Source organism: Pseudoduganella sp. S-14 (assembly GCF_049913285.1).
In the GTDB taxonomy this organism is placed as follows: Bacteria; Pseudomonadota; Gammaproteobacteria; order Burkholderiales; family Burkholderiaceae_D; genus Rugamonas.
The window spans coordinates 1,188,867-1,201,342 of the sequence record NZ_CP183991.1 but is presented as its reverse complement, the minus strand read 5'-3'; the positions used below and the strand labels follow the sequence as shown (position 1 = coordinate 1,201,342).

General features: G+C 61.9%; 10 protein-coding genes. 7 read left to right on the top strand and 3 right to left on the bottom strand.

Features of this window, described 5'->3' with window-relative positions; genetic code table 11:
• The first annotated feature begins 67 nt into the window (after window positions 1-67).
• Window positions 68-979: a transcriptional regulator GcvA gene (gene gcvA / locus ACN9MZ_RS05540; RefSeq protein ID WP_426341249.1), complete on the top strand. Its 912-nt coding sequence runs from the start codon at window positions 68-70 to the stop codon at window positions 977-979.
• Here the strand turns inward: gcvA and ACN9MZ_RS05535 are convergent.
• Entirely contained in the window at window positions 960-1,871 is a 912-nt protein-coding gene (locus ACN9MZ_RS05535) for a DJ-1/PfpI family protein (protein ID WP_426341248.1), read from the bottom strand. The genes gcvA and ACN9MZ_RS05535 overlap by 20 nt on opposite strands.
• A 137-nt stretch (window positions 1,872-2,008) precedes the next feature.
• On the opposite strand from ACN9MZ_RS05535, the gene ACN9MZ_RS05530 reads away from it, so the two are divergent.
• The 5 genes from ACN9MZ_RS05530 to yegQ all read left to right on the top strand — a co-directional run bounded on the left by ACN9MZ_RS05530 (window position 2,009) and on the right by yegQ (window position 6,468).
• Complete coding sequence (locus ACN9MZ_RS05530; protein ID WP_426341247.1) at window positions 2,009-3,043, top strand: sensor histidine kinase; 1,035 nt, start codon at window positions 2,009-2,011, stop codon at window positions 3,041-3,043.
• Window positions 3,043-3,744, top strand: a complete 702-nt coding sequence (locus ACN9MZ_RS05525) for a LytR/AlgR family response regulator transcription factor (RefSeq protein ID WP_426341246.1) — start codon at window positions 3,043-3,045, stop codon at window positions 3,742-3,744. The genes ACN9MZ_RS05530 and ACN9MZ_RS05525 overlap by 1 nt, the downstream gene beginning before the upstream one ends.
• A 32-nt stretch (window positions 3,745-3,776) precedes the next feature.
• A complete protein-coding gene (locus ACN9MZ_RS05520) occupies window positions 3,777-4,253 on the top strand; it encodes a hypothetical protein (protein ID WP_426341245.1) in 477 nt (158 codons plus the stop codon).
• 79 nt (window positions 4,254-4,332) lie between these two features.
• Window positions 4,333-5,103 (top strand): ParA family protein, encoded by a 771-nt coding sequence (locus ACN9MZ_RS05515; RefSeq protein WP_426341244.1) that lies wholly within the window; start codon window positions 4,333-4,335, stop codon window positions 5,101-5,103.
• 69 nt (window positions 5,104-5,172) lie between these two features.
• A complete protein-coding gene (gene yegQ, locus ACN9MZ_RS05510; protein WP_426342867.1) occupies window positions 5,173-6,468 on the top strand; it encodes a tRNA 5-hydroxyuridine modification protein YegQ in 1,296 nt (431 codons plus the stop codon).
• Here yegQ and ACN9MZ_RS05505 read toward each other — a convergent pair whose 3' ends face one another.
• Complete coding sequence (locus ACN9MZ_RS05505) at window positions 6,469-8,421, bottom strand: PQQ-binding-like beta-propeller repeat protein (RefSeq protein ID WP_426341243.1); 1,953 nt, start codon at window positions 8,419-8,421, stop codon at window positions 6,469-6,471.
• Between the two features lie 105 nt (window positions 8,422-8,526).
• Complete coding sequence (locus ACN9MZ_RS05500) at window positions 8,527-10,551, bottom strand: M13 family metallopeptidase (protein ID WP_426341242.1); 2,025 nt, start codon at window positions 10,549-10,551, stop codon at window positions 8,527-8,529.
• 177 nt (window positions 10,552-10,728) lie between these two features.
• Here ACN9MZ_RS05500 and ACN9MZ_RS05495 point away from each other — a divergent pair, with 177 nt between their 5' ends.
• Entirely contained in the window at window positions 10,729-12,381 is a 1,653-nt protein-coding gene (locus tag ACN9MZ_RS05495) for a M28 family metallopeptidase (RefSeq protein WP_426341241.1), read from the top strand.
• Window positions 12,382-12,476 lie beyond the last annotated feature (95 nt).

The following is a 12,476-nucleotide window of genomic DNA, read 5'->3' as shown; positions in this document are numbered from 1 at the left end:
TTCGCCCCAAGCACGGGGCAGACAAATGAGATAAAGTGTCCAGGATCGAAAGAAAATCTTTATCGCCATGAAATTGCCGGTACACCTGAACGCCTTGCGCGCCTTCGAAGCCAGCGCGCGCCACCAGAGTTTTTCCGCTGCGGCGGCAGAGCTGAATGTGACGCCAGCCGCCGTCGGCCAGTTGGTGCGGACACTGGAAGACTGGCTGGGAACTCCGCTTTTCCTGCGCAATGCAAGCGGCCGTGCAAGGCTGGTCGCCACTGAAGCGGCGGAACGTGCGCTGCCGGAAATCCGCGCCGGTTTCGACCGGCTGGCAGTGGGGATGGAACGCCTGAAGGAAGGTTCGGTGAATGGCGTGCTGACCGTGACGGTCAGCCCCGCGTTTGCGGCAAAGTGGCTGTTGCCGCGCATCGAGCGCTTCCAGCTCGAATGGCCGGACACCGACGTGCGCCTTGACACCAGCCTGAAGCCGGTCGATTTCATCGCCCAGCGCGTCGATATCGGCGTGCGTTACGGCGGCGGGAACTGGCCCGGACTGGCGGCCGAAAAGCTGATGGAGGAGGAAGTCTATCCGGTATGTTCGCCGGCCCTGTTGCGCAAGGGGCATCGCCTGAAAGCACCTGCGGACCTGGCACGGGAAACACTGATCCACGACTTGTCCATGGATGGCCACGCAGGCTTCCCGACCTGGGAAGCCTGGCTTGGCAAGGCGGGGGCGAAAAATACCGGCACGGCGCGCGGCCTGAAAATCAACAGTTCCGCGGCTGTCCTGCAAGCCGCCATCGAAGGTCAAGGTATTGCATTGGCCCGCAGCGTGATGGCGCACGACGATGTCGCCGCTGGCCGCTTGGTGCGGTTGTTCCCGGAAACCAGCTTCCAGTCATCGCTGGCGTATTACGTCGTGTACCGCGCCGACTGCTCGGGCCTGCCCAAGGTTTCCGCCTTCCGCGACTGGCTGCTTAAGGAAGCGAAGCGATGAAGCTCGCCGGGTTCGCATCAAACAGTTTCTTGTGCGCTTCCATGCAGAAGTAATAGTTGCGCTTGCGGTAAGTGGTGGACAAGGAGGCCGACTTGTCGACGTCCATTTCGCAAACAGGGCACAGAGGATGCTGTTCTGTTGAAGCGCGCGTCCTGGCGTATAAGCTGTTGGAGTTCGGGTCCAGCCAGCCCTGGCCTTGGTACTCCATGACATAGGCCGTGTTGCTTGCCGCCGCGCGGCCGAAATAGCGCTCCACCACGCGCAGGGCGAGGTCAATGCCGGAGGACAGCCCTCCCGCAGTGGCGATATTGCCCTCTTCGACAAAACGCGCACCGCGCTTGAGGGTAACGCTTGGGAATTTCATGGCGAATTCCTTGAAGGCGCCGTGGTGGGTGACTGCCGACTTTCCGTCCAACAGCCCGGCATGGGCCAGGATGAACGCACCGGTGCAGACCGACATTGTCAGGTCTGCCGTGCGCGAGGCCTGGCGCAGCCACTCCAGCACGGCAGGATCGCTCACGGTTTGCGCCGGGACCACAATCACCTTGGGCGGGGGCGCGTTGGCGATGGTGTAATTCGGCACGATCTTCATGCCGCCGTATGCCGTGACCGGCGCCGCCGTCGCGCCAACCGTATACAGCTGGAACGCCGCCTCACCCGACCTTCCCTGCACGCTGGCGTTGGCGAACACCTCCCATGGACCGCCAAAATCGATGACCACGGCGTTATCGGACAGCAGGAAGGCCACAGGAATGCTGCCTTCCGGCGGCGGTTTCAGTGGCGCCGCGGGTGCCGGCGCACCGGCTTGCTGCACCTTGGTCCCGGCCAGCGCAGGCAGCGCGGCGCCCAGGCCCATTGCGGTGGAAATGCGGAACAGCTCTCGTCTTTTCATGATCTCGCCTCAATGGATTGTCAAGGCTTGTAGTCTCCCATCGCCCATTGCCCAGCGCGATGCAGTTCGCTGCAGCGCGCCGTGGTTTCGCTGCAAAGCCATCGCCCGGTGCCCTGAATTCCCCTATCATTGCGGCCATGACCGCAATCGCCCCCTTCCTCGCCTGGCTGGCACTGGCCTTGTTCGATGCCACCCAGACCGTGGTGTCCATGCACGCCATGGGCATGCAGCACGACTGGTGGACGCTGTTCTTCGTGATCGTCGCGTCATGGGGCGCGTGGGCAGCCGCGACGCCGATAGCGCTTGCATTGCTGCGGCGCTTCCCCCTGCCGTCGCGCGCTGCGGGCAATTGGGCCGTGCATGCCTGCGCCTGCCTGGCGATCGGCGCCGCCTGGACCTGCTGGGCGGCCACGCTGGAACATGCCTTCAATCCTTTCGCCTACCCCAAGGGCTCCGATCCTTTCCTGCCGCTGTGGAAATCGAAATTCATCGGCAACCTGGTGGGAGACGTGATCCTGTATGGCGCGATTGCCGCGCTCAGCGTCACCTTCGCCACCCGCAAGCGCCTGTCGCAGCAGCGCGAACTGCTGGCGCAGGCGCAACTGGCGGCACTGCGGCTGCAACTCGAGCCGCATTTCATTTTCAATGCCCTGAACGCCGTCAGCGGCCTGATTCGCGAGAAGAAGGACAGCGAAGCGATCGCCACCATTGCCGCTCTCGGCGACCTGTTGCGCCGGGTGACAGACCGCTCCGAACGCCAGCTCGTGCCGCTGGCAAGCGAAGTTGATTTCCAGCGCAAATACCTGGAAGTCCAGCAGGTGCGCTTCGGCGAGCGCCTGCGCTGGCAGCTCGACATACCGGCCGAAATCGCGGCCGCACAGGTGCCGGACCTTGTCTTGCAGCCGCTGGTGGAAAACGCCATCAAGCATGGCATCGCCAAACGCGCCAAGGGCGGGACGCTGCGCGTGACGGCAGCCAGGGAGGGCGAAATGCTGCTGCTGTCCGTTGCAAACGAAGGTCCGCCACTGGCGGCGCAACTGCGTGAAGGCGTCGGCCTGTCCAACACCCGCCAGCGCCTGCAGGCGCTGTACGGCGAGCGGCAGTCGCTGGTGCTGCATGACATGGAACATGGCGTGCAGGCCACGCTCACCCTGCCCTACCGGGAGCATTGATGCTGCGCGCAATGATCATCGACGACGAACCTCTGGCCCGCAGCAATGTCGCCCTGCTGCTGGCGCGCGATGCGGCAATCTCGCTGGTCGGCCAGTGCGGTTCGGCGGAAGAAGCGCTGGCGGCGCTGCCAGCAGCCCGGCCCGACCTGGTCTTCCTCGACGTGGAAATGCCGGAATGCGATGGCTTCGAGCTGCTCGAGCGCCTGGGCACCGCACCGCCGTTTGCCATCGTCTTCGTCACCGCCCACCACCAGTTTGCGCTGCGCGCCTTCGAAGTCGGCGCGCTCGACTACCTGCTCAAGCCCTTCGACGACCAGCGCTTCGAGCACGTGCTGCAACGCGTGAAAGAACGCCTGCGCGTGCCGGGAGAAACGCGCCGCTTCATCATCAGGAACGGCAATGCCCTGGACGTGGTGAAATTTGCCGACATCGACTGGATCGAGGCCAGCGACTACTACGCCACCGTGCACGCCGCCGGCCGGGCACATATGCTGCGCCGCAGCCTGTCCGAGCTCGAGGGGGAACTGGCGCCCTACGGTTTCCAGCGCATCCACCGCTCCGCCATCGTCAATCTGGAAAGCGTGCGCTCGCTCGAAATGCGCGAAGACGGCGAGTACGAAGTCGTGCTGGCAGGCGGCCAGCACCTGCGCATGAGCCGCCGCTACCGCAAAACAATTGTGGAACGAATCGCGCCGACTTAGTTATACTTGCATTTTTTTTAACCGTAAAAGCTATGCAACGAGTGTTACTGGCCATTGCCGCGCTGGCCCTGAGCGCGTGCGCTACCAAGGATCAAACCCGCATCCAGGAAATTTCGACCACCCCGCTGCGCGACCTGAATATCGCCAAGGTCGAAATCCCCGACGTCCTGCGCGATGCCATGGGCAACCCGTACAAGGCGCCTTCCGACAAGAGCTGCCCGGCCCTGCTGGCGCAGGTTGCGGACCTCGACGAAGAGCTGGGCCCGGACTTCGACGTTCCCGAAGAAAAGCAGAGCCATTTGGACGCCTCCAAGGAAGCCCTCGGTGATGCGGCCACCGGCGCCCTGGCGCGCACGGTGGAAGGCGCCATTCCCTTCCGCGGCTGGCTGCGCAAGCTGAGCGGCGCGGAGCGCCAATCGAGGAAAGCGCAAAGCGCGATCCTGGCAGGCAAGGTCCGCCGCGGCTACCTGCGCGGCCTCATGGATTCAAATGCCTGCATGAAGGCATAAACACGCATAAACGCTTGCTTTTGCTGCGCCGCATCATGCTAGAATCGTTGCAATCTTAGCCACAGCGGGGGGCCAGCAAATGAAACGCGTAATCTTCAACCAGAAGGGCGGCGTCGGTAAATCGACCATTGCGGTAAACCTGGCGGCCATCGCGGCGCACCATGGCAAACGCACGCTGTTGATCGATATCGACCCGCAATGCAACAGCAGCCGCTACCTGCTCGGCGCGGCCACCCAAGGCCTGGCGCCTACCCTCGGCGCCTACTTCGAGCAAATGCTCAGTTTCAGCATGTTTGCCAGGCCGGCCGGCGAATACGTGCATGCCACGCCATTCGCCAACCTGTCCATCATGCTGGCCCACCCCGAACTGGGCGACCTGCAATCGAAGCTCGAATCGCGCCACAAGATCTACAAGCTGCGCGACACGCTCAACGAGCTGGAAAAGGAATACGACGAGATCTACGTCGACACGCCCCCCGCCTACAACTTCTTCACCCAGTCGGCCCTGATCGCGGCCGATAGCTGCCTGATCCCGTTCGACTGCGACGACTTCTCGCGCCAGGCCCTCTACACCCTGGTCAACAACGTCAAAGAGATCAAGGCCGACCACAATCCCGCGCTGCAAATCGAAGGCATCGTGGTCAACCAGTTCCAGCCGCGCGCCCTGCTGCCGCAGCGCATGGTGGACCAGCTCAAGGAAGAAGGCTTGCCGGTGTTCGAAAACAAGCTCTCAAGCTCGATCCGCATCCGCGAATCGCCCGAGCGCAACCTGCCGATGATCCACCTCGATCGCAGCCACAAGCTGAGCCAGGAGTTCCTCGCCCTATACGGCGAGCTGCACACGGCGTAATGCGCCAAACTTGATCCAGGTCATGGCGGCGTCATGGCGGCACGGCTACGCTGGCGGATTTTGCCTGCCATGCTGACCGCCCCCGAACTCCTCCTGCCCGCCGGCTCCCTGGCGAAAATGAATGCTGCATTCGACTACGGCGCCGACGCCGTGTATGCGGGCCAGCCGCGCTACAGCCTGCGCGTGCGGAACAACGACTTCTCCACCCTGCAGGCGCTGCAGGAAGGCATCGACGGCGCCCATGCGCGCGGCAAGCAGTTCTTCGTCGCCAGCAATATCTTCGCCCACAACTCCAAGCTCAAGACCTACCTGCGCGATATGGCGCCCGTCATTGCCATGAAACCCGACGCATTGATCATGGCCGACCCGGGCCTGATCATGATGGTGCGCGAAGAATGGCCGGACATGCCGGTCCATTTGTCGGTGCAGGCCAATGCCGTCAACTGGGCCGACGTCAAGTTCTGGCAACGCATGGGGCTGACGCGCGTGATCCTGTCGCGCGAACTGTCGCTCGACGAGATCGAGGAAATCCGCCAGCGCTGCCCCGACATGGAACTGGAAGTCTTCGTGCATGGCGCGCTGTGCATGGCCTACTCCGGCCGCTGCCTGCTGTCAGGCTACTTCAATCACCGCGATGCCAACCAGGGCACCTGCACCAATGCCTGCCGCTGGGACTACAAGGTGGGCGAAGGCTGCCAGGATGCGACCGGCGACATCTCGGTGCTGCACCAGCAGCCGCGCCACCCGCTGGCCAACCAGACCTACCTGCTGGAAGAAGCCGGGCGTCCCGGCCAGCTGATGCCGATCTTCGAAGATGAACACGGCACCTACATCATGAACTCGAAAGACCTGCGCGCGGTGGAGCACGTCGAGCGCCTGGTGAAGATCGGCGTCACCTCGCTCAAGGTGGAAGGCCGCACCAAGTCGGCCTATTACGCAGCGCGCACGGCGCAGGTATATCGCCAGGCCATTGACGATGCGGTAGCCGGACGCCCGTTCGACGAAAGCCTGCTCGGCCAGCTGCAGGGCCTCGCCAATCGCGGCTACACGGATGGCTTCTACCAGCGCCACCACACGCAGGAGCACCAGAACTACATGCGCGGCGCGTCGGAGACCGACCGCAGCCAGTATGTGGGGGATGTGTTGGGAATCGACGGCGGCTGGGCGCGCGTCGATGTGAAGAACCATTTCGCGGTGGGCGACCGCATTGAAGTCATGCACCCGGGCGGCAACCGCGATATCACCATCTCCCGCATGCTGGCGGACGATGGCAGCGAGATCACGATCGCGCCCGGCAGCGGCCACATCGTGCGCATCCAGCTCGAAGAAGGGCTGGATGGTGCACTGCTGTCGCGCTATCTTTGATTACTGCAGGTTGATCGCCGAAAGGTAGCCGTTCGCACCCAGGACGTAGAGCACACCATTGCTGGAAATCGAGAGTTCGCCGCCATGTGCGTAAGTCCAGACGATCTTTCGCGTTGCGAGATCGATTGCCTGCGTCTTGGTGCTGCCACTGACAAATGCAAGGTTACGCGTTACAACCAGGCTCTTGAAACCGCCCAGCGACATGCTTTCGGAGGTCCATTGCAGCTTACCGTCCGCAATAGAACGTGCTTCCAGCGCACCGCTGGCGCCATTGACGGCATACACCATGTCGTTGCCGACGGCCAGCGCCCCCGCGAATTTGTTCTCGACCGACCAAAGGCGCAGGTGCTGGTAGTTGTAGAGATCAAAGGCAGCGATGCGCTCACCCATCACAACGGCGGTGTCACCGGACAAGGCCACGCTTTTTGCGCCGGTCGAAGTATCATCCGTATCTGCCGACTCCCAATTCAACAAGCCGCTGTTGGCTAGCGCTGCCAATTTGCCATTCGCATAAATATAGATGCCACTTGCCTCGACAGCAGGCGAATAAGGGTTGTCCTGGAAGTAGTTGGAAGGAATTCGCTCTACCCAAAGGTCCATCAGGGACGCCGAGGAGAATTTGCGCAAGTCGTAGCCATAAAACACTTTGCCCAGCGAATACACGTCGCTGCCGAAAACCGTAGGCGGATAGTAAGCTGCGCTGCTCATTTGCCTTGAGGTCTTATATGCCAGGGCGCCGGTCACCTGGTTGAAGACCCACAGGGTGTCTTTGCTGAACGCAGTGGTCGTCACAAAAACGAAGCCATTGCCCACAGCTGGCGAATTGACGGATTCGACCGTGCCGAGGCTGGCGCGCCATGCGATGGTTCCATCAGATTCCTTGATACTGCGCAGCTCGGCTTCCCCTTGCGTTGCAGGTGCAATGATGGCGCTGGAGGCCACGAATACCTGGCCATTGTCGACGGCGGTGGTGTTCCTGTCCCGCGGAGCGTCATTAGCTGCGATGCTGAAGCGTTCCGAGAAATTGACGGCATCGAAACTGGCATCGATAAATCCTGTGTGCGAAGCACTGCCCTGATAGTTCGACCACGCACCTACGCCCGCGACCTTGGTCAACGGCGTCAGGCCAACCGGATTTTTCACTGTCAGCTTGAGCGGGATGGTCCAAGGTGAGCCGGCCACTGGCGAACTGCAGGTGTACACGCTGTCGCGGCACAGGCGTACGTCCAGGGTAGTGGTGTACTCTCCAGCCTTCAGGTTCGGGGAAGTCGTCAAAGTGACTTTGAAATTCTCCGGTGGTCCTGCTACCTGGGCGGTGACCAGGTTTGCCTTATCGAAGACGCCAATGTTCGCCAGCAGGCTTCCAGTACCACTTTTGAAAGTGCCATCAAACTCGATGATTGCAGACTGCCCGCGATTTGCGACAGCGTCCAATGCCTGCACCGAAAATGCCATGCGCTTTGCTGCATCGGAAGTCGAGTTCACGTTGACTTTCAGCGGCACTTTCCATGGCGAACCAGGCAGCGGCTTGCTGCAGGTCTGCGGCGCATCTTCGCACAAGCGCACCTCAAGATTGACCTGGGTGAGACCGGCCGGCAGCTTGGCCGACGTGTGCAGGTCGGCCTGGTAGACCATCTCGTTCACGGCCGAGACCTGCACGTCGGTGGTAATCGTGCCCGAGGTGTCGACAATCGCAACGTTGAAAGGTTTCGTGAACGTGCGGCTGGAGGTCGCCGTGATCCTGAACGGAATCGACTCGCCTTCGTAGCCCGATACTTGAACCGGATTTGGCGTGAAGGAAAGCCAACTGCCGTCCGGGTTCGTGACAGTACCGCCGGAGCTACCGCTTGAGTTGCCGCTCGAGCTTGCGCCGGGGCTACCGCCACCGCCGCCACAAGCGGCCAAGGCCAGCGCCATCAGGAGAGGCGCCGTAGCCCGAATGATTGGATGCATAACAAAACCCTCAGGAAAAAGGGCTTATGGTATGGCAATAAACATTTTCAAATTCTCACAGTTTCTTTCTTTGCAACCAAAATACAACACCCGAACGCCAATAAATCACCAGAAAATCACGCGCTGTTCGGGCGGCAGGTACATCTTGTCGCCTTCCTTCACGCCGAAGGCGTCGTAGAAGCCCGGGTGGTTTTTCAGGCTGCCGTTCACGCGGAACTCGGATGGCGAGTGCGGGTCGGATTTCACTTGCTGGATCAGGAAGGCGTCGCGACCCTTGCCGCGCCGTGCCTGCGCCATGCCCATGAAGATGCGCTGTTCGGCCGTGTAGCCGTCGATCACCGCGCCGGGCTGGCCCTTCATGGAGATCCGGTAGGCACGGGTGGCCATGATCAGGCCTGCGTTGTCGGCAATGTTCTCGCCCAGCGTCAGTTCACCGTTCACGTTATAGCCCGGCACCGGGCTGTAGCCGTTGTACTGCGCCACCAGCATCTTGCCGCGCGCGGCGAACTTCTCGCCGTCTTCCCTGGTCCACCAGTTGCGCAGGTTGCCGTCGCCGTCGTATTGCGAGCCCTTGTCGTCGAAGGCGTGGCTGATTTCGTGTCCGATCGAGATGCCGACCGCGCCATAATTGACTGCAGGTTCAGCCTTGGCGTCGTACAAGGGATACTGCAGGCGCGCCGCAGGGAACACGACTTCGTTCAGCGATGGGCTGTAATAGGCGTTGACGGTTTGCGGCGTCATGCTCCATGCGGAACGGTCCACCGGTTTGCCCAGCTTGCCGATGCTGAAGCTGTGCGCGAATTCGCGCGAGCGCAGCACATTGCCAAGCAGGTCGTCGCGCGTCACTTTCAGCTTTGCGTAATCTCGCCATTTTTCCGGATAGCCCACCTTGACGTTGATCTTGGCCAGCTTGGCCTGTGCCTGCCGCTTGGTCTCTGGGCTCATCCACTCCAGCGTTTCGATGCCTTCGCGGAACGCCGCGATGAAGTTCTGCGCCATCTCGGCCACCTGCTGCTTGCGTTCAGCGGGGAAGTACTCCTTCACGTAAGCCTTGCCCACCATTTCGCCCAGCGCGCGATTCACCTCCGCGATGGCGCGTTTTTGCAGCGAACGGTTTTCCCTGGTGCCAGCCAGCACGGCGCCGCGGAAGGCGAAGTCCTCGTCGACCAAAGGCTGCGACAGGTACGGCGCGAAAGAGCTGATCATGTGGAGCTCGAAGTAGGCCTTCCACACCGGCAGGGGCGTTGCTTCGATCAGCTTGTCCAGCGCGGAAAGGTAGCTTGGCTGGCCAACGATCACGGAATCGATCTTGCCTGCCACGCCGACGCCCTTCAGGTATGCGTCCCAGTCGAAGCCCGGCATCAGCGCTTTCAGTTCTGCCAGCGACAGCTTGTTGTAGGTCTTCACCGGATCGCGGTTGTCCACGGCGGTCCAGTGGGCACGGGCGATTTCGGTTTCCAGCGCCACGATCTGCGCCGCTTCTTGCGCCGCTTGCGCATGGCCGGCCAGCGCCAGCATGTTCTCGACGTGCAGCTGGTACCTTGTGCGGATCTCGCTCAGGCGCGCATCCTTATCTGACAGGAAGTAGTCGCGGTTCGGCAAGCCCAGGCCAGCCTGGCGGATACCAACCACATAGCGCGTCGAGTCCCTGGCATCCTGGCGCACGCTCATGTCGAGCGGGCCGCCGGCGTCGATGCGGTTCAGGTGCGCCACCAGCGCAGCGATGTCCTGCTTGCCGGAGAGGGCGGCAATGCGCGCCTGCTCCGCCTTCAGCGGCTTCAGGCCAAGGGCGTTGCGGCGCGCTTCATCCATGAAGCTGGCGTAGTAATCACCGATCTTCTGCGCATCGGAACCTGCCTTGCGCGACTTGTCGCGTTCCGCGCTTTCGATGATGGATTTCACCTGGCCTTCCACGTTTTCCTGCGCCACGTTGAACGCTCCCCAGCTCGAACGATCGGCCGGGATCTCGACGCCGCTCAGCCACTTGCCCTGTGAATAGCGGAAAAAATCGTCCTGCGCGCGAATCTGCTGGTCGATGCCTGCTGCGTCGATGCCCGAACCCAGGTCCGCCGCAAAGACGTGGGAACATGCCAGGCCAAAAACCAGGCCGCCGAGAATTGTGCGTTTCATGTGATAACTCCGGTGAAAAAATGCTGACGGCAGTATGCCGCAGCCGGCTCTGCGCGTGGTCGCCGCAGCCCAACGAGCAACACTAAGTTACATACGGGCCAGGCAATTGACCTGCAGCCCTGCAAGTCCGATACTTGCCGGGTTTTAGATCCATTCACCCCAACCAGGAGGTACCCAGTGAAACATTCCATGCTGGCCACCGTGCTGCTGGCTGCAGCCGCAGCGCAAGCGCAGGACGTGCCGAAGATCGATCCGCAGCGCTTGTCGCAGGACGTTAAAACTTTGGCATCCGATGAATTCGAAGGGCGCGGCCCCAACACCGCCGGCGAAGTAAAGACCGTCGAATACATCGCCAAGCAATTCGAAGCAGCCGGGCTGAAGCCGGGCGGCGACCTGGTGAAAGGCAAGCGCAGCTGGTACCAGGATGTGCCCCTGGGACGCTTCGAGATCAAGGGTCCGGTGGTACTGAACGCGCACGCCGGCAAGGAAAGCATCCCGTTCGCGCAAGGCGAACAGCTGGCGGTGCGCGCCGCGATGAATGGCGCCAGGCGGGTCGACTTCGACAAGGCGCCGCTGGTCTTCGTCGGCTACGGCGTGACCGCGCCTGAGCGCAAGTGGAGCGACTTCAAGGGCGTCAACCTGAAGGGCAAGCTGGCGGTGGTGCTGATCAACGATCCGGACTTCGAAACCGGCGAAGGCGATTTCGGCGGCAAGGCCATGACCTACTACGGCCGCTGGACCTACAAGTACGAGGAGATGGCACGCCAGGGCGCCATCGGCACGCTGATCGTGCACGAAACCGCACCGGCCTCCTACGGCTGGGCGACGGTGAAGAACTCCAACACTAACGTGATGTACGACATCGTGCGCAAGGAACCGGGCAAATCGCACGCGCCGATGGAAGCATGGATCCAGCGCGACGTGGCGGCCGACCTGTTCAAGCGCGCCGGCCTTGATTTCGACGCGCTCAAGAAGCAGGCGCAAACGCGTGAATTCAAGCCGATGGAGCTGAAAGGCGTCAGCCTGTCGGCCCACTACGCGGTCGACGCGCAAGTGATCAAGTCGAAAAACGTGATTGCAGTGCGCGAAGGCACGACGGCGCCAGACGAAACCGTGATCTACAGCGGCCACTGGGACCACCTCGGCGTTGGCCTGCCTGACGCCAAGGGCGACAAGATCTATAACGGCGCCATCGACAACGGCACCGGCATTGCCGCCCTGCTGGAACTGGGCCGCGCCTACGGCAAGGCGCCAGCGCCCAAGCGCAGCGTGGTGTTCCTGGCGGTGACGGCTGAAGAAAAAGGCTTGCTCGGCTCCGAGTACTATGCAGCCAATCCGGTCTACCCGCTGGCCACCACCGTCGGCATGATCAATATGGATGCACTGAGCCCGTACGGCCCGGCGCGCAACTTCACCATTTCCGGCAGCGCCAAGCTGGACTTGCTGGATATGCTGGTCAGCAGGTTCAAGGCGATCAATGTGAGCTACACGCCTGACCCGCACACCGAAGCCGGCTACTTCTTCCGCTCCGACCACTTCCCGATGGCCAAGCGCGGCGTGCCGGCGTTCTCGCTCGACTCCGGCGAGGATTGGGAACAAGGCGGCGTCGCTGCCGGCAAAGCAGCACAGGAAGCGTACACAAACAACAACTACCACCAGCCTTCGGACGAATGGGATGCCAAGTGGCCGTTCACCGGCATGGCGCGCGACCTGACTGTCCTGTACGGCCTTGGCCGCGACCTGGCCGAATCGAAGGACTGGCCGAACTGGTCGGCCGACTCCGAATTCCGCACGGTGCGCGACCAGAGCGCAGCAAAACGATCTAAATAAAATACCAACCCAGGTCAAGGCCCTCCACGGAGGGCCTTTTCTTTTTCTGCGCGGCGTGCCATGCTGGCTTCACAAAAAGGATCGTTTAGCTGGAG

Excerpts from the sequence above, each read along its gene's own strand:
- ACN9MZ_RS05530 (WP_426341247.1), top strand. The coding sequence starts at position 2,009 with ATGACCGCAATCGCCCCCTTCCTCGCCTGGCTGGCACTGGCCTTGTTC.
- ACN9MZ_RS05525 (WP_426341246.1), top strand. The coding sequence starts at position 3,043 with ATGCTGCGCGCAATGATCATCGACGACGAACCTCTGGCCCGCAGCAAT.
- yegQ (WP_426342867.1), top strand. The coding sequence starts at position 5,173 with ATGCTGACCGCCCCCGAACTCCTCCTGCCCGCCGGCTCCCTGGCGAAA.
- ACN9MZ_RS05515 (WP_426341244.1), top strand. The coding sequence starts at position 4,333 with ATGAAACGCGTAATCTTCAACCAGAAGGGCGGCGTCGGTAAATCGACC.
- ACN9MZ_RS05535 (WP_426341248.1), bottom strand. The coding sequence starts at position 1,871 with ATGAAAAGACGAGAGCTGTTCCGCATTTCCACCGCAATGGGCCTGGGC.
- ACN9MZ_RS05520 (WP_426341245.1), top strand. The coding sequence starts at position 3,777 with ATGCAACGAGTGTTACTGGCCATTGCCGCGCTGGCCCTGAGCGCGTGC.
- ACN9MZ_RS05500 (WP_426341242.1), bottom strand. The coding sequence starts at position 10,551 with ATGAAACGCACAATTCTCGGCGGCCTGGTTTTTGGCCTGGCATGTTCC.
- ACN9MZ_RS05505 (WP_426341243.1), bottom strand. The coding sequence starts at position 8,421 with ATGCATCCAATCATTCGGGCTACGGCGCCTCTCCTGATGGCGCTGGCC.
- gcvA (WP_426341249.1), top strand. The coding sequence starts at position 68 with ATGAAATTGCCGGTACACCTGAACGCCTTGCGCGCCTTCGAAGCCAGC.